This is a genomic window from Chitinophaga sp. (assembly GCF_035761305.1).
Taxonomy (GTDB): Bacteria; Bacteroidota; Bacteroidia; order Chitinophagales; family Chitinophagaceae; genus Chitinophaga.
Genome location: NZ_DASTRI010000061.1, coordinates 1 through 20,589, shown reverse-complemented (window position 1 = coordinate 20,589; position 20,589 = coordinate 1). Strand labels below are relative to the sequence as shown.

General features: G+C 49.5%; 15 protein-coding genes. 3 read left to right on the top strand and 12 right to left on the bottom strand.

What is annotated here, in order from left to right; all coding sequences use genetic code 11:
- The first annotated feature begins 135 nt into the window (after positions 1 to 135).
- Positions 136 to 1,305 (top strand): mannonate dehydratase, encoded by a 1,170-nt coding sequence (gene uxuA / locus VFS25_RS06005; protein ID WP_326461218.1) that lies wholly within the window; start codon positions 136 to 138, stop codon positions 1,303 to 1,305.
- Between the two features lie 269 nt (positions 1,306 to 1,574).
- Here the strand turns inward: uxuA and VFS25_RS06000 are convergent, their stop codons facing one another.
- Positions 1,575 to 2,276, bottom strand: a complete 702-nt coding sequence (locus VFS25_RS06000; protein ID WP_326461217.1) for an SDR family oxidoreductase — start codon at positions 2,274 to 2,276, stop codon at positions 1,575 to 1,577.
- A gap of 98 nt (positions 2,277 to 2,374) precedes the next feature.
- Positions 2,375 to 3,202, bottom strand: coding sequence for an AraC family transcriptional regulator (locus tag VFS25_RS05995; RefSeq protein WP_326461216.1), 828 nt, complete (start codon positions 3,200 to 3,202; stop codon positions 2,375 to 2,377).
- A 46-nt stretch (positions 3,203 to 3,248) separates the two neighbouring features.
- On the opposite strand from VFS25_RS05995, the gene VFS25_RS05990 reads away from it, so the two are divergent.
- Together VFS25_RS05990 and VFS25_RS05985 are read left to right on the top strand one after the other, a co-directional pair.
- On the top strand, positions 3,249 to 3,722 hold the full coding sequence (locus tag VFS25_RS05990; RefSeq protein WP_326461215.1) for a MarR family winged helix-turn-helix transcriptional regulator: 474 nt from the start codon (positions 3,249 to 3,251) through the stop codon (positions 3,720 to 3,722).
- 124 nt (positions 3,723 to 3,846) lie between these two features.
- Positions 3,847 to 5,160 carry a hypothetical protein gene (locus VFS25_RS05985; RefSeq protein WP_326461214.1) on the top strand — a complete coding sequence of 438 codons (1,314 nt, stop codon included), beginning with the start codon at positions 3,847 to 3,849 and terminating at the stop codon, positions 5,158 to 5,160.
- Between the two features lie 5 nt (positions 5,161 to 5,165).
- Here VFS25_RS05985 and VFS25_RS05980 read toward each other — a convergent pair whose 3' ends face one another.
- The 10 genes from VFS25_RS05980 to VFS25_RS05935 all read right to left on the bottom strand — a co-directional run bounded on the left by VFS25_RS05980 (position 5,166) and on the right by VFS25_RS05935 (position 20,116).
- Positions 5,166 to 5,405, bottom strand: a complete 240-nt coding sequence (locus tag VFS25_RS05980) for a hypothetical protein (protein ID WP_326461213.1) — start codon at positions 5,403 to 5,405, stop codon at positions 5,166 to 5,168.
- A 134-nt stretch (positions 5,406 to 5,539) separates the two neighbouring features.
- Positions 5,540 to 6,736, bottom strand: coding sequence for an alginate lyase family protein (locus VFS25_RS05975; protein ID WP_326461212.1), 1,197 nt, complete (start codon positions 6,734 to 6,736; stop codon positions 5,540 to 5,542).
- 61 nt (positions 6,737 to 6,797) lie between these two features.
- Positions 6,798 to 9,254, bottom strand: coding sequence for a glycoside hydrolase family 2 protein (locus VFS25_RS05970; RefSeq protein WP_326461211.1), 2,457 nt, complete (start codon positions 9,252 to 9,254; stop codon positions 6,798 to 6,800).
- Positions 9,255 to 9,454: 200 nt separating this feature from the next.
- Positions 9,455 to 10,771 (bottom strand): glucoamylase family protein, encoded by a 1,317-nt coding sequence (locus VFS25_RS05965; RefSeq protein WP_326461210.1) that lies wholly within the window; start codon positions 10,769 to 10,771, stop codon positions 9,455 to 9,457.
- 39 nt (positions 10,772 to 10,810) lie between these two features.
- Complete coding sequence (locus tag VFS25_RS05960; protein WP_326461209.1) at positions 10,811 to 12,337, bottom strand: RagB/SusD family nutrient uptake outer membrane protein; 1,527 nt, start codon at positions 12,335 to 12,337, stop codon at positions 10,811 to 10,813.
- Between the two features lie 10 nt (positions 12,338 to 12,347).
- Positions 12,348 to 15,779, bottom strand: a complete 3,432-nt coding sequence (locus VFS25_RS05955; RefSeq protein WP_326461208.1) for a TonB-dependent receptor — start codon at positions 15,777 to 15,779, stop codon at positions 12,348 to 12,350.
- A 40-nt stretch (positions 15,780 to 15,819) separates the two neighbouring features.
- Entirely contained in the window at positions 15,820 to 16,848 is a 1,029-nt protein-coding gene (locus VFS25_RS05950) for a FecR family protein (RefSeq protein WP_326461207.1), read from the bottom strand.
- A 129-nt stretch (positions 16,849 to 16,977) separates the two neighbouring features.
- Positions 16,978 to 17,583, bottom strand: a complete 606-nt coding sequence (locus VFS25_RS05945; protein ID WP_326461206.1) for a sigma-70 family RNA polymerase sigma factor — start codon at positions 17,581 to 17,583, stop codon at positions 16,978 to 16,980.
- Between the two features lie 72 nt (positions 17,584 to 17,655).
- Positions 17,656 to 18,249, bottom strand: coding sequence for a response regulator transcription factor (locus VFS25_RS05940; RefSeq protein WP_326461205.1), 594 nt, complete (start codon positions 18,247 to 18,249; stop codon positions 17,656 to 17,658).
- Positions 18,250 to 18,742: 493 nt separating this feature from the next.
- Entirely contained in the window at positions 18,743 to 20,116 is a 1,374-nt protein-coding gene (locus VFS25_RS05935; protein WP_326461204.1) for an alpha-L-fucosidase, read from the bottom strand.
- Positions 20,117 to 20,589: the final 473 nt, after the last annotated feature.

Genomic DNA, 20,589 nt, shown 5'->3' with positions numbered 1-20,589 from the left:
TAATGAAAAGAACAGATGGTTCCAGGCAACAATATTGTACGCGCACCCACCGGCTTAATTATTAATTTTTAATTATTAATTATTAATTATCTAATTCTTCTATTTTTGGGCCTTGATATAAAACCTATATGAATTATGCCGAGAATGGAACAGACCTGGCGATGGTTCGGCCCTAATGATCCTGTAAGCCTGCAGGATATTAAGCAAGCCGGCGCCACAGGTATTGTAACCGCATTACACCATATTCCCAATGGAGCCGTGTGGACCAAGGAAGAGATTTTGCAACGCAAAGCAATGATTGAAGCTGCCGGACTTACGTGGTCGGTAGTAGAAAGCGTGCCGGTGCATGAGGACATTAAAACCCAAAGCGGCCGTTTTAAGGAGTACATCCGCAACTACCAGCAAAGCCTGCGTAACCTGGCCGCCTGCGGCATCTACATTGTTACGTACAACTTTATGCCGGTGCTGGACTGGACCCGTACAGACCTGGCCTATACCGTAGCAGACGGTTCAAAAGCCCTGCGTTTTGAAAAAGCAGCCTTTATGGCCTTTGACCTGTTCATTTTGCAAAGGCCGGGCGCTGAAAATGACTATGATGAGGCAGATATATCCCGTGCAAAAGAGCATTTCGACAGCATGACGGATGCGGAGAGAACCAAGCTGCAGCGCAACATTATTGCCGGCCTGCCCGGCTCAGAGGAAAGCTTTACCATACAGCAGTTCCAGGAAGCGCTGGATAAATATCAGCATATTGACGCCACACAACTAAAGCTGCACCTGTTCTATTTCTTGCAGCAAATAGCGCCGGTGGCGGAAGAAGAGGGCATAAAGCTGGCCATTCACCCCGACGATCCTCCCTTTCCCATACTGGGCCTGCCCCGTGTGGTAAGTACGGAACAAGATGCACGGGAGCTGCTGGCCGCGGCGCCTTATACCGCCAACGGCCTTTGCTTTTGCACCGGCTCCTACGGTGTGCGTGCCGACAACGACCTGCCCGGCATGATAGAACGCCTGGGAGAGCATATTCACTTTATTCACCTGCGCAGCACACAGCGCGATGCCGCAGGCAACTTTCATGAGGCCAATCACCTGGAAGGCGATGTAGATATGTATGCCGTTGTGAAGAATATTTTAACGGTCATGAACAAACGCAATATTTCCATTCCCATGCGCCCTGACCACGGGCACCAGATGCTGGACGACCTGGATAAAAAAACCAACCCGGGCTACAGCGCTATTGGCCGCCTGCGCGGGCTGGCAGAGCTGAGAGGGCTTGAGCTGGGCATAGCAAGAGGAATGAAGTAGATGTGCGGATGTGCAGATATGCAGATGTGCAGATGAATGAGCAGATGAGATCATTCATTTGCACATTTTGTTTTAAGGCATTATTTAATTCTTCTACGCATTTGCAGATCAGCTTTGCAGTCAGCACCGCATAAATCATCTGTACATCCACACAGCTGCATTTCAATTTTGCTGTAGCGCATTGCCGGCATAAACCATCTGTACATCCGCATATCTGCATATTTGTACATTCTCCCCCTATCTGCACATTTGCATATCTGCACATTTACTCACAGCGCCAATCCTCCATCTACGGTAATGATCTGCCCCGTTATAAATGTATTTTGTATCAGCTGTGCAATTACAGCTGCAATATCTTCCGGTTTACCAATGCGGCCTACGGGCGCGGCCTGGGCATATTGCGCAAAAGTGGCGTTACGGGTATCTTCCGGCAAAAAGTTCCACCAAGGCGTATCAATTACCCCCGGCGATACCGCGTTAATGCGTAAAGGCCGCAGCTCTTTAGCGAGGGTGGGCACCATTAGCTCCAGGGCGCCGTTAATAGCGGCCAGCCCGGAAGTGCCCGGCGCATGGGTGCGTGCGCTTACAGACGTAATAAGTGTAACACTACCATTGGCAGCCATATAGGGCAATGCTGCCTGTAAAGTTTGCAGCTGTGGAAAAAATTTTTCGGCAAACCCTGCCTGCAGCTGCGCCAGGTCCAGCTCTTTAAACAGCCCGCCGCCTTTGGCGCCGCTGAGTGCTATTACCAGGTGGTCAACAGGCGACTGCGCCGCCATAAAAGCTTTGATCTCACTGGCATCTGCACCGTTCACACATTGTCCTTTTACATTGGCGGGTAAAGCGGCCAGGGCGGCTTCCATTTTCTGCGGGTTACGGCCGGTAATGGTTACCCCTGCATCTTCCTTTGCTAACAGGGCGGCGGTAGCCAGTCCTATACCTGAAGTGCCGCCTGCAATAACTACTTTCATCTGTGACATCTTTTAAACATATTTGTTGGATGCCTCAAAGGTAGTCAGGCCGTTAGCAGGGCTTTTCCCGGTTCTTGCGGTTTGTTTTGCATTTCTTGCTAATCGGGCTGTATGGCTACGCAAACAATGCGGGTATGGCCGGCATAGGGTTTATTGAGGTCCATATCCAATATGTGCTCATAACCAGGCATGCCCTGCACCAGGGTGTACCCGCTTTCGGGCAACCAGCGTTGCTTTACATACAGGGCATAGTCCATAGCCACTTCTATACCGCCCATTACGGGTATTTGCGCAACGGTTGCGGGGCCGGTGGTATAGCTTTCCCTGCCGGTAAAAGGGTGGTGCAGGCGTATGCCTGCCAGGTAGCGGCATTGTTCCAAAGCGGTGGTATGCGGCGAATCCAGGAACACACCGTAATATTCGGGGTAAGGCCCCAGCAGCTCATGCGCCGCCGCCCAGCGGTGCAGCTTTTTAAAAGCCTGCATAATATGCGCGTCCTGTAAATGCGTTATTTCGCAGGCCATGTGCAGGCGTTCTGTGCGGGTAACAGTAATGGGATATTGCTGCACATCCAGGGCAATGGCAGCTGTTCTTTCGCGGATGGCCTTCAGGGCCTGCCCGCGGTACTGCTCTGCTGTAAGCCCGTATTTGCTTTTAAAAGCCCGGGCAAAAACAGCCTGAGAGCTGAAGCCACAGTCTATGGCAATAGCATACACGGATTTTTGCGGGTAAAAGAGCAATTCTTTGCAGGATTTTTCCAGGCGCAGGCGCAGCAGGTATTGTTTGGGAGCCTCTCCTACCTGCTGACGGAACAGGCGGTGAAAATGGTAAGGCGAGTAATGGGCCTGCGCAGCCAGGTGGTGTAATGAGAGGTCCTGGTCAAAATGTTGCTGTATATAATGCAGTATATTGTCAATTACTTCCATGGCTATAACAAGATAATAAATATATATTTGACTAAAATAGAGTGCCATGAACACTACACTTGATGAGCGTTTACATCAATGCATAGCGCAAAGGCCGCGCATGCTGTTACGTATGATGAACCTGATCAAAAAAGACATGGAGAACCGGCTTATGGAGCAACTGCAGCAGCGGGGCTATGTTGACTTTAAAATGGGCGACATGGTGCTGCTGGCCAATATTGCACCGGAAGGTATCATCAATAATGAGCTGGCCAAGAAAGCGCTCATTACCAAACAGGCTATGAGCAAAGTGGTGAAGAACCTGGAGGCGGCGGGGTATATTGAAACCCGCAAACATGAAAGTGATAACCGCGCCATCATGATTTTCCTGAGCAACAAAGGCAAACAGCTGCTGATAGCCGCCACAGAAAGTGTGCAGGAGGTAGAGCAGTATTATGCGCAGCTGACCGGCCAGCAGGATAGCGATCATCTTAAAGAGCTGCTAATGAAACTGGTACATAAAGTGTACCCTGATCTGTGAGCATTACATTTCTGGCACGCAAAGTGTATAGAAGAAACGGCTGTTTCAAAAATTTTTGTGCATTGAGTAAGGTTTAATACTTTTATGGCGGGCAGCTAACTTATAAGAAACAACCGGCGAACGTATGACCTCTACCCGGCTTTTATATAATGACGACGAATACATTGACGGCTTGCTGGACAGCTCCCCAGCCATTATAGACGCAATCTACCGGCAGTTTGCAAAAAAAGTGAGCTCTTTCGTCCTTGAACATGGCGGGAATAAAAAAGATGCAGCGCATATTTTTGAAATAGGCCTCACGGATATTTATGCTTATGCCAAACGGCATCCCATAGAGCTGACTACCCGTTTTGAGCCTTTTTTTATGCTGGTATGTAAAATTGCGTGGCGCAACGAGCTGCGGAAAAGAGGCATGGAAGTGGCAGAGTCGCCGGAACCGGAAGTAGCGGCACTGGACAATACCCACCTGAAATATGTACAGGAAATTACTACCAATGGTGAAAAAAAGCGGCACTGGCTGCAATGCTTTACAGAGCTAACACCCACCTGCCAAAGCGCCATACAACGGGCGCTGGTTATCCCGCAAACAGATGGCGCCGAAACCAACCCGCACCCTACTGCGGGACTGGCATCTGAAAGCTTTCCCTCCTGCATGGCTACCCTGCTGGACCACGGCTATCAATTGCGCACCAGTGAAAAGCTACCCGTTAAAACTTACGAAAAAACGGCCTTATACGTAATACAATCCTTACCTGAAGAAGATAAGCCGGCATTTGAAGCGCTGCTAAAGGAAAACAGCGGCGTGCGCGAGATTGTGCAGGCCGGCAAAGAAGCCATAGAATGGCTGCGCAGGGCCTTAACGCCGGACAATACCCGCCGGGAGCTGACCCAGATACTGACAGATATGCGCCAGCGCTGGTTTTACGGAAAAGACAGGGATATGAACCGCATGGGCTTTTATGTAATGGCCATTACCGTGATAGCGGTTATTATGGCCGGCCTGCTATTTATTAGCCCCTGGCGCAAAGACGTGTACCGCCAGTTTGCACCTACAGAAATGGTACACCGCCATGAGGCCGACACCACTAATGTAGCGCGGCTGCTGCATGAAGCTGCCTATAACTTCAATAAACGCCGCCTGGAGAAAACAGTGCTGCTGCTGAACCAGGCCCTGAAAGTAGATACCGCCAATACCTATGCCCGCTATTACCGGGGCGTGTGCCTGGTAGATATGAACGAGCTGGGAAAGGCCCGCACCGACCTGCTCACCGTGTATAACAACGATAGCTCTGCCTACCGGTACGATGCTGCTTTTTACCTGGCGCTCAGCTACCTCAAGGAAAGAGATAAGCAGCAAAGCGTGGAATGGCTGCTGAAAATACCGGAGCAGGCGCCTGTTCACTGGAAAGCCAAAAAGCTGATTGATGAAATAAGATAAAAAGGCTAGTTGAGGTATATCATGCCTTTACTGCAGTGAATAATGTTTTCCACTTCCCCTTTAATCATTTCATATACCTGTACCTTGTCTTTTTTAATCATTACAAGCTGTTGTAATACCAGGTAGTACACTTCTCCTGCATTGCAACCGTACAGTTGTGCTTTTAAAATTTCTTTTTTCACCTCCTCAAAACCAGTAGCATCCAGCTTCTGATAAATAGTATAGAGGTCTTTCACCCACATCATAGGAATAGGTAGTTTAGATACATATAAAATTATTAATAATATTAATAAAAAGCAACTTTTCAACGGAAAAATTTTCCGTTAAATAATTGCAATTCACGGGTTAACACATTTGTGTGATTATTGATAAAGGAGCGCTAGTTTACATCATATAACCAAATCACGGGGTTGCGGACCGGTAAGTTGCGCAGCACCTCCTCTACCTGCGGATCGTGATCCAGCTGCAGCCATAACCGGTAATAATCCATGTTGTTATAAGCCACGGCGCCAAATACCAGGAAGGGCTGCGCTACGGGCCAGTTATCCCAGTACATTACATCTTTTGCAAAGGGCCAGCTGTTTTTATCTTTTACATAAGGGTACATGTATTCCATGCCTTTATGAATATTACGGCCATCAGCCACCGTATAATTCCAGAGATCATTACCAGGGCTGCTAAGCAGCTGGCATACCATGGTCATGGCATCCAGGTTAAACAGCGAGTAGCCGTAAGGTTTAGTACGTTTCAGCTCCAGCGGAAAGCTGCCGTTTGCAGCCATTTGTTTGGGCAGCAATACTTCTTCGTAACGGTGAATGCAAAAGTTTGTCCATTGCCGGTTGTGTACAAAGCCCGCAAAAGCAGCTACCTGCATTACCCAGCAGGTGCCGTGGTTATTGGCCGCCTTCATTTCATCCTGGCCGTACCGGTGGGTGGTCATCCAGCCCAGGTACGCGGCAAACCAGGCTTTAATGGCCTTCAGCTCTTCCGGCGGCAGGGCGCCTGCCTTTTCCATAATACGCAGGGCCTGCACTACCTCCAGCAGATGAATAGTATCTATAATACCGATACCCCGCCCCGTAGCACGGCCTTTAATGGCCTGGGCATACTGCAGGTTGGGATGCATCAGCGTAGCGGTATCTACAAACCAGGCATGTGCATGCGCCAATGCCTGGCGCAGGTAGGTTTTATCTTTTGTAACCACATAACCTGCCGCCAAAGCGCCCATAATACGGCTAAAGCGTACCATTGCGTGACGGTGCGCCACAAAATTACCGGGGTTGGTTTGACCGTCGCGCTGAATGTACGGGCCGTCGGGGTGTGCAGGATCGGGCCACCAGTAATCCCCCTCTGAATAAAAATCGTGCCTGCCACCCGCACTACGGGAACAGGCATACGCAGTTACAGTTACAGGAGTTTCGTGCAGCGCAGCCCCGGCCCTTTTCAGTATAGCCGCGCGCCTGTCTTTTATTACCTGCTGCAGCCAGGCCTGGCGGGTTACAGGGGTTTGGGCGGCCAGTGTACCGGCGCATGTTATTAAAATAAAAAATAACCAATATTTTTTCATAGCGTTCATACCTGAAAAGCTTTTATTTATCAGTTTATCAAAGGCTTATTAATTGCGCGTTTGCTGCGGGCTACAAATTGATAAATGCGGCCGGCACGCCCTGCACCACAGCGCCTACCACGCTTTGCTCTTTGTTTAAACGTATGCTGATCTGTGCCTGCCCGTTTGCCAGCTGCACCTTGCGCGATCCGGTTGAAGTACCCATGTCATCTATAAGCGTACCGCCGCCGGCAATGGAAAAGCTGATATAATCCCTGGCATCCAGGCACGCGACCCGGCGGCTGTCGGCGAGCGTTACCTTTACTGTTACCGTATCGTTATGTACGGCTGTTTTTTCTATCAGCAGCTGCGCCGGCTTCCCCCAGCTGTCAGACTGGTAGGTGAAGCTAATGCTGTCTGTAACAGTTTGCTTTCCTTTACGGGCTATTGCTTTTACCTGGTAGCTGCCCTTATGCAAAGGCACCTGCCAGCGCAGGCCGGCCGCCGGGAAATTCTGGCTGTTACGCTTTTTAACACCATAGCTTTTGCCGTTTACAAACAACTCGGCTTCGGGGCAGTTGGAGTACACCCATATCATTTTTTCCTCCCCTTCTTTTCCCCAGCGTATGGGCCAGGTATGCCCGTAAATGTGTACCATAGGCTGCGTTGCCCAGTACGACTGGAACACGTAATAAGACTCTTTGGGAACGAGATCGCGCCCTACCACTCCTTTCTGATTTACATAAGGCACCGGGTTCTCGGGCCGCAGCGGCGTGGAAAAATCCTTGAATATCCAGTATGCGCTACCCGTAAGCCGGGGCAGGGTTTCCTGTTCTTTCAGGTGCCAGTCAATAAGGTTACAGGCGTAGGTTTCAGACCAGTCGCCGTCTTTAGAGGCGCGGGCAGTACCACCGGTGAGCGCAAAATCGCCGGCCCGCTCGTCAACACCTTTGCCGGTGGTTATTTTCTTTAAAGCTGCTTCCGGGTATTCGGCATGCCGGCCCTGGTGGCTATCGGCTCCCCACTCTGCATGCAGGAAACGCGGCACATCTCCAATGGCTTTCAGCGTTTCCTCCCTGTACTCTGTATAACGGCCACGGTACCAGCCTGCCCATATAGAGGGAGAATATACATCCACAATATCTTTACAAAAATCACAACGGCGAATGGTGGTTTTACGGGTGCTGTCAAGCGTATGGGCCAGGGTATTCAGCTCGCTCATAAAAGCATGTATCTGCTGCTTGTCAAACTCCGGGAAATCGCCGGGCCAGTCATTCTCATTTCCCAATCCCCAAAGTATCACAGCGGGGTGGTTGCTATGCTGCTGTATCATGTTGGTAAGCATCCGGCGGGCCTGGGCTTTGTATGCATCGCCTCCCAGGCCGCCCCGGCACCAGGGAATTTCTTCCCATACCAATATGCCCAAGCTGTCGCACAGCTCCAATACCAGGTGTGATTGCTGGTAATGCGCCAGGCGTATGAAGTTAGCGCCCATATCCTTTATCATAATCATTTCCCGTCGTATCATATCTTCTGTAAGCGCAGCCGCCACACCGGCGCCATCTTCATGGCGGTGCGTACCCTGCAGCAGCAGCCGGCGCCCGTTCAGCATAAAAGGGCCATGTGTTATAAAATCAAAATGCCTGAAACCAAAATGCCCTGTCCATAAAGCCTCACCGGCGCTGCTTTTCAGACGGGCCTGCACGGTGTACAGCCGCGGCTGCGCAGGTGACCATAATAATGGCTTTTTAATGGCAAAGGATGTTAAGGCCTGTATGCTATCCTGTATGTTAATTGTCTGTGTCCAGTGCTGTACTGTTTTTTGCTGCGGGTCCAGCACATCAATTTCCATTGTGGCGGAGGCTGTATGCAGGGGGTTGCGGAAGGCGGCGCGCAGCTGTACAGTACCGGCTTTCCCCTGCGCATCTGTTTGCGCCTGGATAAACAGCTTATCAACGGATAACGCCGGCGTATATACGATGTTTACATAGCGGTATAAACCGCCGTACAGGTTAAAGTCCGACATGCCGGAGGGAATCATTTCCACATCCCTGGCGTTGCTGCAGCGTATTTCCAGCGGTACACGGCCTTTAAAACGTTTGGCATCCGTACTTTGAAGAAACTGTTGTACGGCTTCGGTAATGTCTGCAGTCCACTCGTCATAGCCGCCGGTATGGCGGGCAACTTTTGTGGTATAAATGTATACGTCTGTTTTTTGCCCGGCTCCTTCAAAATGCAGCAAGGTGCGGCCCTGCGCATAGGGATTTTTAATATCCAGCATGGTCCGGTACCAGCCCGGCCCTTCATAATAATTTACATCGGGGTCTACTGCATCACGGGCGTTAAAACAGTGCGGCAGCGTTACCGGTTCCCATAATGGTACCGACTCGGGGCTGCCGGCAGCAGCCGGCCTTACAGCTTCCCATACACTCCCGAGATCTTCCCGTAAAAACTCCCATGATTGCGTGAGGCGCCTGCTTTGCTGCGCCTGTACGGAAGATGATAATAAGCAAATAACAAATCCTGATAAGAGCAGGTAACGGATCATTTTTAGTGACGTGTTATGAATGATATGAAATAACCAAATTACGCAATCGATTGCATAAAATGAAAAATAATTTAGCGAATGTGCATGTAAAAGGCTGAACGCGGCAGCTGTACAGTTTTTTAGGCGGTGTATGCGCGAAGCATTGGGAACAGCAGCTTTACAAAAGCCGTGTGCGATTGCTGAAACCGGGTTGTAAACAGCTACTGCTTTATAGCCGGACTGGTGAACCCCAATTTTTTAAGCCCGGCCTGTATTTCCGGGCATGACATGAACAGTTTCCACAGCAGCCCGCTGCGGTAATTCTCTATCATTACCACAATCGGTCCCTGGTCAATAGCCAGGTACTGGTAATCAAACCAATTGCGGGTTTCGCTAAAGGCATCATAAAATCCATATTCTCCCCACAGGCGGTCACCCAGCTTGTAATAGAAATACCTTAGCGCCTGCATGGAATATTCGGGTGTGTAGGGGAATGATGATAATGCCGCCGTGGGTGTAATCACACCCAAATCGTTGGTGGGGGAATGTGCATCATAGAACTTATAGCTATCGCTGGCGGTAAGGCCCCAGCAATCTGCACTATACCCTTTATAGTGCTTTGGATTTTCTATACAATATTGACGGTTAATAAGCGTATGGTTGCGGTTTTGTTCCCAGTAATCGGCATAGCGGTCTTTTAATCCGCGCGGGTCCAGGCCCAGGAAAGAGTAATGTGCAAAGAACAGCGGACCGCCATAATCAAAGCCTAACGGCAGCTTTATACCATAGTATTCCCTGCCGTTCAAAAAGTAATTGCTCATGGCCCAACCTTCATTATAAATGCGGGGCGGCGCAGGATAGGTAGGCGATGAAACGGCCAGTACATAAGCAATCAGGCATTCATTATACCCGTGTATGGGATGGTTCATGGCCCAGCCGTTATTGGGCGACCAATGCCAGTATAATACCGGCTGCCCGTTGCGGGTGTACCAGTTCCATTCCGCTTCATTCCATAGCCAGGTTATTTTGTTGCGCAGCATAACTTCTTTGTCGCTGTTGCCGGTAAAGTACTGCCGCACGCACAACAGTCCCTGGAACATGAATGCGGTTTCCACTACATCCCCGCCGTCATCCTTACGGCCAAAGGGAATGGTTTTGCCGGTAGCGCCGTTCATCCAGTGCGGCCATATGCCGTGGTAATGGTTGGCGGTGTACAGGAAGTTCACGATCTTCAAAAGCCGGTCCAGCCCCTGTTCACGGGTTATGAACTTTCTTTCTATGCCTACCAGTATGGCCATTACGCCAAACCCCGATCCGCCTATGGTTACGGTATCTGGCGTAACAGTGCGCTCGGGCGCCAGGCCCGATACCGGATGCGCGAATTTCCAGAAGTAGTTGAAACTGCGCTGCTGCACCAATGTAAGCAGCGCGGAGTCGCTTAGCTGTTCCCGTGATGTATTTTTACGTTGTTGCTTTTGCTGCGCCTGCGCCGGCAGCAAACCGGCCAGGAGCAAACATCCTATCCAAATCAATCGCATGCCGTACCTATTTTATGTAAGCGGGTCATAAATAAATGATCAATAGCCGGGGTTCTGTGTAAGCCTGCCCTGGCTAAACTGTATTTGCGTTGCCGGAACGGGAAATACCTCATTCTTACCCCTTACAAAGGTTTTTCCGTGCGCCTGGAATGCATTTACTGCGGTGCCGGGCACCAGCGCATCTTCCCGCACCAGCTCAAAGAAACGATCGTGCTCCATAGCCATTTCCACCCTTCTCTCATGCCATACATCCGCGCGGGTAACCGCTGCTTTGGCCGGCAACCCCGCGCGCGTGCGCAATGCATTAATATCTGTAACGGCCGGGCCGGGGTTGCCGAGCGCCAAGGCGGCTTCTGCATGTATCAGCAATACTTCGCCCAGGCGCAGTATGCGCAGGTTCTTGGGCAGCCGGTCGGCGTTACCGCAATATTGCTCTCGTGTGCGGCTGTGGTAAGCTTTGTAGTTATAGCGGTCGTTTTCAACACTATCGCGGCCGGGTATACGAAAACCATCCCATAGCACCGTGCCGCCGGGATTAATGGTAATAATAGTGGCATCCTTTCTTTTGTCGCCCGGTTCATAGGCATCCACCAGGCTTTGGGAAGGATTGTCAAATCCCCATCCGAGGTCGGCCCAGCCACGCTTGCCGCCGGCCCTTGGGCCCTGGCACACGGCGTATACATCTATTGCTGCGTCGCAGGCTGCGTTAATGCCGGTTTGCACCTCAAAAATAGATTCTGCGCCGTTAGCGCCTGTTTCGCGCCATATATCCGCATAATCGGGCAGCAAGGAGTAGCTGCCTAACTGGCCGTTAATGATCGAGTCTGAAAGGCTGAAGGCCCGTTGCCAGTTTTGCCGGTACAGGCTTACCTTAGCCAGCAATGCCGCTGCTGCGCCTTTGGTAGCCTTCCCTGCCTGGCTGCCGGCATCGCCTTTAACAGGCAGGTTGGCCAGGGCAAACTCCAGGTCATCTGTAATCATCTGGTATATTGCATCTGCAGAAGCCCTGGTTTGGTATTGATCTGAGGCGGCTTCCGCAGGGGTTAAGGTTTTATCTATCTTAGGCACGCCGCCAAAAAGCCGCACCAGGTTAAAGTAAAAGTAAGCGCGCAGGAAATGGCTTTCTCCCTGCAGGCGGCTTTTCACATCGGCATCAATGGTGGCGGGGTCCAGCACCTGCAAGGCTTTATTAGCCCTGGCAATGGCCTGGTAATAGCCTGACCAAACATCGTTCAGCGTAGTGGTATTAGGCGTCATGGTAAGGTTATCCAGCACGCCCTGCGTGGATGCTGCATCGTCCGGCGAGCTGCCTTTATCTGCATCGTCCGATGCAATGTTGGTTACGCCCACAAACGGAAAGCCATGTACATTGCCCACCCACATGTTATTATAAATACCTGTTACCAGGTTTTGCGCAGCTTCCGGATCACTGGTGGCAGCTTCTTCATCTATCTGTCCCTGGGGCTTTACGTCCAGGTAGTTATTACAGGCGGCTATCAGCAGGGCGGCCAGCACCAGGCCGGCGCCGGCGCCCTTTATCCATATAGTCTTACGTGTATTTTTCATGACGCTTTTTTTAGAATGAAACATTTACACCAAAAGCAAATGTGCGCGTGGTGGGATAGGCATTCAGCTCTATACCGGCATCCAGTATGCCGCTGGTATTATTGGTACTGTTGGCGGTGCTGGAACGGGTATTGGTACGGTTGTTAATGCTGTTGTCAAAGTCAATCGTACCGCCCGGCAGCTCAGGGCTAAAGCCGCTGAATTTCTTTAACGTAAACAGGTTCTGAGAAGTGAGGTATACCCTGAACCGGGTAATGCCAATAGCCTTGAGCTTATCCGATGGCAATGAATAGCCCACGGTAAGATTATTGCACCGCAGAAACGCGCCGGATTCCACAAAGTACGTGGAGGCCGGCGTGGAGGATAGCAGCAGCGCCGGATCTGTGGCTGAAGGGCGGTCGGGCTTCCAGCGCTTATCTGCATAGTCGGCTTCTATATTATCTGTATTCTCATAACGGAAAGCCTTTTTACCGTTGTAGATCTTATTGCCGCCGTTACCATAAAAATCAGCGGTAAGGTCAAAGCCTTTAAAGTTCAACCCTACATTAAACCCATAATAAAATTTGGGCTGGTAAGAGCCAACGAATTGCTTATCGTTATCGTCAATTACTCCATCCCCGTTATAATCCTGGTATTTCAGGTCACCCGGCCTGGCGCCCGGCTGTATCACATTGCCGTTTTTGTCTTTATAATTATCAATTTCCTCCTGGCTTTGGAAAATGCCCAGGGATTGCAGCACATAAAAGCTGGCCACGGGATAGCCATTGTCTGTACGCGTTACAAAGCTTTGCTGGCCTACATTACCGCCCAGCAGCGCCTGCCCGCCTGCCAGGTTGGTGATCTCGTTCTTATTAAAAGTAATATTACCGCCCACGCTGTAGCCCAGGTCTTTGGTAATATTATCCTTCCAGTTCAGTGATATTTCATAACCGGTATTTTTAAAGGAGGCGGCATTGGTAATATAGGTATTGTTAGGATCGCCCAGTATGCTCGGTATATTCACTACCGTTAGTGCGTCCTTTGTTTTCTTGTTATAATAATCCACCTCACCGCTCAGGCGCTCTTTCAGTAAGGTAAATTCAAAACCTACATCAAACTGGTTGGTAGATTCCCATTTAAGATTCAGGTCTTTTGTTTCCTGCAGGGCGCTGCCCAGGGAAATGGCGCCGTCGTAAAAATAAGGAAGATTTACAGTGGCTGTGTTGATATAGGCATTGGTAGGTATGTTATCATTACCCAGTATGCCCCAGCTGCCGCGCAGCTTCAGGAAGCTGAACACATGCTGGCTTTGCATAAAGGGTTCCTGCGATATTACCCAGCCTACTCCCACGGTAGGAAAGTAACCCCATCTTTCCCGGAACTTGGAGCTGCCGTCTGCACGGATGGATGCGCTTAAAAGATAACGGTTATCGTAGCTGTAGTTTACGCGCCCTACAAAAGACTGGCGGGCGTATTTATCGCCGCCGTTGTTTATTTTGGACTGTACATCCGGGTTACCGAGATCCAGGTACCAAAGGTCTTCACTTTCCGGTACATTAATGCGGGAGCCATTGTGGAAAGTGCTGTAAAAGCCTTCTGTAACAGAGCCGGCCAGCAACGTAAGGGCGTGCTTGCCAAAATCCTGGTCGAAGGTAACGGTGTTATCCCATACCCATCCCTGCGAACGGAAATCGCCTATAGTCAGCTGGCTGTTATCTACCCGCTGGTTACCACCCGCTACCAGGAAGGTTTTATCGTCATTTAAAAATTTATACTGGTAAATACGGTCATTGCCCCAGCGCAGGTCTGCATTAAATGCAGAGTGGAAACGCAGCGCTTTAACAGGAGTAAAATCCAGGGCCACATTACCCTGCAGGCGGTCATCCTGCTGGCGGTAGTTCTTTTTATCCAGCGACAGCAGCGGATTGGCTACGTTGCCCCAGGCAGAGGTATTGCCATAGCGGCCGTCCTGCTCCGGAATTATTACCGGCGCTGCACGGTAAATGTTGCCGTAAATACCATTGAGGTCTACCGCGCGGCCGGTGCCACGGGAGTAAGACAGCTGCGTGCTGAACTTCCACTGGTCTGAAATATTTATTTCATTATTGGCGCGCAGGGTAAAACGGCGGAAGGTATTGGTTTTAATAATACCGTCGTCCTGTATATACCCGCCGCTGAAGAAGTAAGTATGCTTATCTGTACCACCGGAAACCGAGATGTTGTGATTCATCTCAAAAGCCTTGCGCAGCACGGCATCATACCAGTTGGTAGAGCCTGGGTAAACAGCAGCATCATTCACGGGGTCTTTACTTGGGGCGGCGTCTTTCAGGTAATCGATGTACTGGTTACGGTTGGCCATCTTAACCAGGTTAGATGCCTCACGGAAACCAACATTTCCGTCATAGCGCACCTCTGTTTTACCGGCCCGGCCTTTACGCGTGGTAATGATCACTACCCCGTTGGCGGCGCGTACGCCGTAAATGGCGGCAGAGGCGTCTTTCAGCACATCCATGCTTACAATGTCGGCGCTGTTAATGTTGCGGATATCATCGGTAAGCACGCCATCTACCACATACAGCGGATTAGCACCGGCCATAACGGAGCCGGTGCCGCGCACACGTATTTGCGGCTGCGTGTTGGGCTGGCCGGAAGAAATGATCTGTACGCCGGCAATCCTGCCCTGGGCGGCCTGTGTAGCAGTGAGCACGGGCTGTTTGGCGAGGTCCTCTCCTTTTACGGATGAAATGGCGCCGGTAAGGTCGCGTTTGCGCTGTGTGCCGTAGCCCACTACCACTACCTGTTCCAGCTGGCTTTCTGACGTTTGCATTACTATGTCAACGGTAGTACGGTCTGCAATGCCTATTTCCTGCGGCAGATAGCCCAGGTAAGATACCTGCAAGGTGTCGTTACCTTCCGGCACATTAACGGTATAAGTACCGTCGGGCCCTGTGGTAGTGCCGGTGGTGGTGCCTTTTACGCGAATGGTAACCCCTATCAGCGGGGTGCCGGTATTATCTGTTACCTTACCTTTTACAGGTGCGGCCTGTTCAACATTTCCTGTTATTTGCGTATAGGCGTTTGCATTAGTACCGCCTGATATGTCCAGCGGCTTTATTACATACAAAGCGCTGTCGACCTGTGTATACTGCAGCTCCAGCGGGGTTAGCAGTGTTTTCAGCATGGTGGCCAATGGTATGCTGCCGCTGTTATCCAGGGTGCTGGCCGGCACCTGTTTGTCTGCCACCAGGCGGGCATTATAGGCAAAGTTGATGCGGTAGGTTTTTTCCAGCTGCTGCAATGCCGATTTTAAAGGGAGCGTGCCTGTTTTTTGGGTGAGTTGGGGCGTATCTGCATGTGCAGGTTGCGGGCGCCTGTAGACCAGGTCCTGGGCCTGCACAGTAAAAGTAGCGGCCAGGGCCAGCACCAGCAAGGTTTTACCCTTGTGCGTACCTGTTACTCTCATAACGATCAGTTTTAGTTTACGAGCGAATATTATTTGGCTGTTAACGACTAATCAAAAACGTGCTATCGTTCTCCTGTATCAGCTGTACACCAAATGCTTCCTTAATGGCTTTGAGCACTACCTGGTGATTGGCCTGCTGCAGCGTGGCGCTGAACTGTTCATGGCTGAGTGAGCTGTCTGCAAACTGCAGCCGTATTCCGTATTTATAATGCAGCTGTGCAGCTACTTCTGCCAGGCTGGTGTTGTCAAAAATCAGGGTGTGATGTACCCAGGAAACATATTTTTCTGTTGCAACTTTCCGACGTATATAGCGATTATGATTGGTACTGTATGCGATCATCTCGCCTGGTTCCATAACAATGCGCGTGGCTTTACGGTTATTATCCTGTAAGGCCACCTTTCCGCTGTGCAACACTACCTGCGGGTGACCATCATAATTAGTTACATTAAATTCCGTGCCTAGTACCTCTATATTAATATTACCGGTATGTACTGTAAACGGCTTACTGCCGACCACGTCTGGTTTGATAATAAAGTAAGCTTCACCATCCAGCCAAACTTCTCTTGTTTGGGTTTCTTTTGAAAATGCAGCGGCGCTTAGCGCAGAGTGCGGGCCCAATATTACAACAGAGCTGTCGGGCAGCAGCAGGCGGCGGTTTTCGCCGAACTGGCTGGTGTATATGGCCTGCTTATGTTCTTTACGGAACAGCCACATCCCGGATAGCGCCAGCATACCGCACACGCCGGCAAAGATGGCGGCGCGGCGCCACTTCCGGCGGTAGCAGGTGCGCTCATTAAGCAAGGTTTCCGGCATGGCATATTCCATTTGCCGATGGAGGGTATGCCATATGCGGTTATAACTTTCAGCCGGCATAATATGCTGCTGGTATTCCAGGGATAATAACAGCTCCCGCGCCTCTGCTATTACCGCCTGTTTTTCGGGGTAATGCTGCTGCCACGCTTCCCAGAAGGCCTGATTTTCTTTATTGGGGCGCAATACCCACTCTGTAAAAAAATCGTCTGCCAGGAAATCGGTTACTGAAAAGTCTGCATAATCTTTCCATTCCATAGCAACAGCGTAGTATTGGTGATTGACCTGTAGTATATAATATAAGAGGAGGGTTATCGCGGTTTTATCCCTTTTGCGGGAAAAAATTTTTTTTGTTTAGAATTATTAATGGCTGCAGATGCGGATTATTTAAAGCTGCCATTCCATGCAAAGCACGAGGAGGATGGTCCAGAGGGGAAAATCGGCCAGTTTTTGCCGCAGTTTGTCAAGCGCTTTATAGATCATTTTGTACACCGATTTCTGATCAATATCCATTACAGCAGCAATATCTTCAAAGGAAAGCGCCTCATAAAAGCGCAGGAACAACGCTTCTCTCATACGCGGCGGCAGTACATTCAGCGCATGCTTTACCTGTTCCTGGCGGCGCTGCTCACTTTGCCGGCCTATAAGCGCGCTTTCCGGTGAAATTACAATAGCAAAGCCGGCCGCATCTGTTAGCGCGGCGGGTACATTTTTACGCATATTGCTTATTTTATGCAACAGCGTGCGGCGAAAAGCTTTGAAGAGATAGGCCTTTACGTTGTTCACTGCAGCAAGCCGGGTACGGTGCTGCAGCAGGTATTCAAACATGTCCTGTATGCAATCTTCCACCAGGCGCGGATCTGCACACTGCTTACACCCGTAGTTATATAACAACAGCGCAAAGCGCGCGTATAGCGTTGTAAATGCTTCCCGGTTGCCTTGCAAAAAACGCTGCCATGTACCAGCATCCCCGTCATAAGCATGTAAGGCCATGCGGCAAGTTAGGTATTTATTTTTGCAGGGAAAAAACGAAGCAGGAAGTAAGTAACAACAACATTTGCAGGCTTAGCCGCGCATAGCCTTTACTATGGCTGCACTGCGGGAATTCACTTCCAGCTTACGGTAAATATTCATGATGTGGGAGCGCACCGTGCCTACGCTGATGTGGCATAGCTCTGCAATTTTTTTATAGGTATGCCCGTCCACCAGGCGATCCAGCACTTCCTGTTCACGGGGCGAAAGGCCATACTGCGTAATATCATGCTGGGTGCGACGATTAAAAAATGCCAGTACCTTCTGTATTGCTGTAAGGTTGGTTTGCACAGCGTTTTCATATACCTGGGTTACAAACCCCGTTAGGGAAGCCGGAGGGTTAATGCTTTCATCGGCTGCTACAGTACGGGGAGTTAAACTGGTAAGGGAATGGCTATCGCGGTGTACGGTTAACAGCAGCACGTTAATGTCGGGATAAGCAGTTTTTAAAAGGTTGGCTGCTTCAACGGCGCTTACACCAGGAATTTCAACATCCATGAACACAATGTTGCATATGTCTTTGGCAAGTTGTTGTAAGATTTGTTCGTCGTCACTATGTATACCGGTAACTTCAAGAATATCCGTTCCGTTTAAGTGGCCTGCGTTATCACGCCGCACTTTTTTCATAATATTTACTTTGGGTTTATTATTTTGTGAAAAATCTTCTCACGATATTGTATGCAAGTTCTCTAATGACGAAAAAGGCGCTAAAAAGCTTAAATTAATGGGGGACACAATCCCAATAACGGAACAAATTTGAAACAAATACCCTCAGCAGTCAATCGGATGCATATATGGTTTTTAAAAAAATATTAATAAACAAATTAATTTATATTATTTAATTAAGCAATACATGGATAATATTTTGGGTAAAAAGCTAAAGAGGACAACTATTTTATACTCAATGATTTAAGCAGCACCATTGTCGTAAACAGGCCCTCACAGACCCTTTTTCAAAATTGTATGTTACCTGTAATGGATAATTTTTAGTTTTTACCTTAGCCGCACACTTTCCCACTTACCTTTTTATAGTCGGTTACTAAATAGGATAACTGGTGGTAAAATAAAAAAATCCACTGCCGGGGGATGGCAGTGGACCAATTTTTTAAGAAACCAGGAGTTAATTTAAGAAGAGCTCAATCACCGGTATCTCTACCCCCGGTTTCTTCACCGGCAGGCTTAAATTAATATCATTCTCTCCGTCGTTATTACCTACGTTGTGATGACGGGTAGGTGTGCTCATTTTAATTTCAGATGCATCATGCAGGAACTGCGCATATTTTATTTTTCCCTTGTAACCAGGCAGGGTAAGGTTCTGCAGCGGATAGTCCAGCAGGTGCACATATAAACGCTTGGTGTCGGGATTGTAAGTGAGCAGGCAGTTATCGGGCTTTGCAAACTCAGGCGGGGCCTGTGTGCAGCCGTAAATAGAGCGGCTGTTCAGCTGCATCCATTCGCCCATTGCTTTTAAGGCTTCCTGCGCGCGCGGGTCAAACATACCCCGGCCGGTGGGTCCCACATTCAGCAGCAGGTTACCGCCTTTGCTTACCGACTCTATGAGTAATCCCAATAATTGCTTTGTGTCTTTCCAGGTAGTTTCATCACGGTAATACCCCCACGAACCGGAAAATGTTTGGCAGGTTTCCCAGGGCACACGCTTACCATTCCGGGTGGGCCATTCCGCTACTTTGTATTGTTCGGGTGTTACAAAATCGCCGCCATCTTCATACTCGCCCAGGTCCAGGCGGTCGTTAATAATAATGTCCGGCTGCAGCTTGCGGATCATCTTTATCAGCTCCAGGGAGTTCCAGTCGTTATGATCCTTTCCGTAAGCGCCGGGAAAAGAGAAGTCGGCCCATAGAATATCTATCTTCCCGTAGTTGGTTAATATTTCGCGCAGCTGGTTACGCAGGTATTCGCGGTACCTGGCCATATCACGGCCCTGGTTCAGCTTTTTATAATCTGCAGTATCGGCAGGCCTTTGCGGGTGTACACGGTCAATGGTGTAATCCGGATGGTGCCAGTCTATCAGTGAATAATAGAAACCCACTTTCAGCCCTTCTGCGCGAAAAGCTTCCACCCACTCTTTAATGATGTCTTTTCCATAAGGCGTATTGGTGGCCTTGTAATCGGTATACTTTGAGTCGAACAGGCAAAAGCCTTCGTGATGCTTGCTGGTAATAACAGCGTACTTCATACCGGCCGCTTTGGCCATGCGGGCCCATTCCCGCGGATTAAACAGGTCTGGGTTAAATGCATTGAAATACTTCTGATAAACGGAGTCCGGTATTTGTTCCCGGCTTTTCACCCATTCATGGCGGGCAGGCAGCGCGTACAGTCCCCAGTGAATGAACATGCCAAAGCGGTCATGTTTCCACCAGGCCAGGCGCTTTTCTTTTTGTTCAGGCGTTTCATTAAAGATCTTTTTTTCCTGTGCGGCAAGCGATAGCAGCAGCCCCAGGCTACAGAACAAGAGGAACATCTTTTTTTTCATAGCATGCTGTTTGTTTCATTTGAAGCGGGCAACGGTGCCCAGGTTCCGTGGAATTATATTTAACAGTCGGAGTGTTGAAGTTCGCTGAATTAATCGGCTTTTTATAATAGTGATTTAGCGAATGATAATACAGAAATCTCCTGCAGGGTTTAACCGTATTTTAACCTGCCGGCGGTGGCTGGTTATTGTTAACCATTTGTTTATCAACCCAATATATTATTTGCATTAACCAATTATTAACCAAAAAGAGTTAAAATAATCCCTAACGTTGTGTACCAATTCATGCAGCTAAAGACGATACCTATAGTTATGAAAAGGCATTCCACGATACATGCGTAAGCGACTGGCTTTAAACTGCATTTATTTTTCCTGACCACTTAGAAAATAATTTATCGGCAAAATATTAGCGTCCTGGTGTACCATAAATACAGCCGGGGTTTTAACCCTGAAATTTCCATAATGGTTGGTTTTTA

What these genes read in the sequence shown, in the direction of transcription:
- VFS25_RS05975 (WP_326461212.1), bottom strand. Translation starts at nt 6,736, where the DNA reads ATGAACGCTATGAAAAAATATTGGTTATTTTTTATTTTAATAACATGC.
- VFS25_RS05945 (WP_326461206.1), bottom strand. Translation starts at nt 17,583, where the DNA reads ATGGCCTTACATGCTTATGACGGGGATGCTGGTACATGGCAGCGTTTT.
- VFS25_RS05965 (WP_326461210.1), bottom strand. Translation starts at nt 10,771, where the DNA reads ATGCGATTGATTTGGATAGGATGTTTGCTCCTGGCCGGTTTGCTGCCG.
- VFS25_RS05985 (WP_326461214.1), top strand. Translation starts at nt 3,847, where the DNA reads ATGACCTCTACCCGGCTTTTATATAATGACGACGAATACATTGACGGC.
- VFS25_RS05955 (WP_326461208.1), bottom strand. Translation starts at nt 15,779, where the DNA reads ATGAGAGTAACAGGTACGCACAAGGGTAAAACCTTGCTGGTGCTGGCC.
- VFS25_RS05950 (WP_326461207.1), bottom strand. Translation starts at nt 16,848, where the DNA reads ATGGAATGGAAAGATTATGCAGACTTTTCAGTAACCGATTTCCTGGCA.
- VFS25_RS05935 (WP_326461204.1), bottom strand. Translation starts at nt 20,116, where the DNA reads ATGAAAAAAAAGATGTTCCTCTTGTTCTGTAGCCTGGGGCTGCTGCTA.
- VFS25_RS05960 (WP_326461209.1), bottom strand. Translation starts at nt 12,337, where the DNA reads ATGAAAAATACACGTAAGACTATATGGATAAAGGGCGCCGGCGCCGGC.
- uxuA (WP_326461218.1), top strand. Translation starts at nt 136, where the DNA reads ATGCCGAGAATGGAACAGACCTGGCGATGGTTCGGCCCTAATGATCCT.
- VFS25_RS05970 (WP_326461211.1), bottom strand. Translation starts at nt 9,254, where the DNA reads ATGATCCGTTACCTGCTCTTATCAGGATTTGTTATTTGCTTATTATCA.
- VFS25_RS05990 (WP_326461215.1), top strand. Translation starts at nt 3,249, where the DNA reads ATGAACACTACACTTGATGAGCGTTTACATCAATGCATAGCGCAAAGG.
- VFS25_RS05995 (WP_326461216.1), bottom strand. Translation starts at nt 3,202, where the DNA reads ATGGAAGTAATTGACAATATACTGCATTATATACAGCAACATTTTGAC.
- VFS25_RS05980 (WP_326461213.1), bottom strand. Translation starts at nt 5,405, where the DNA reads ATGATGTGGGTGAAAGACCTCTATACTATTTATCAGAAGCTGGATGCT.
- VFS25_RS06000 (WP_326461217.1), bottom strand. Translation starts at nt 2,276, where the DNA reads ATGAAAGTAGTTATTGCAGGCGGCACTTCAGGTATAGGACTGGCTACC.
- VFS25_RS05940 (WP_326461205.1), bottom strand. Translation starts at nt 18,249, where the DNA reads ATGAAAAAAGTGCGGCGTGATAACGCAGGCCACTTAAACGGAACGGAT.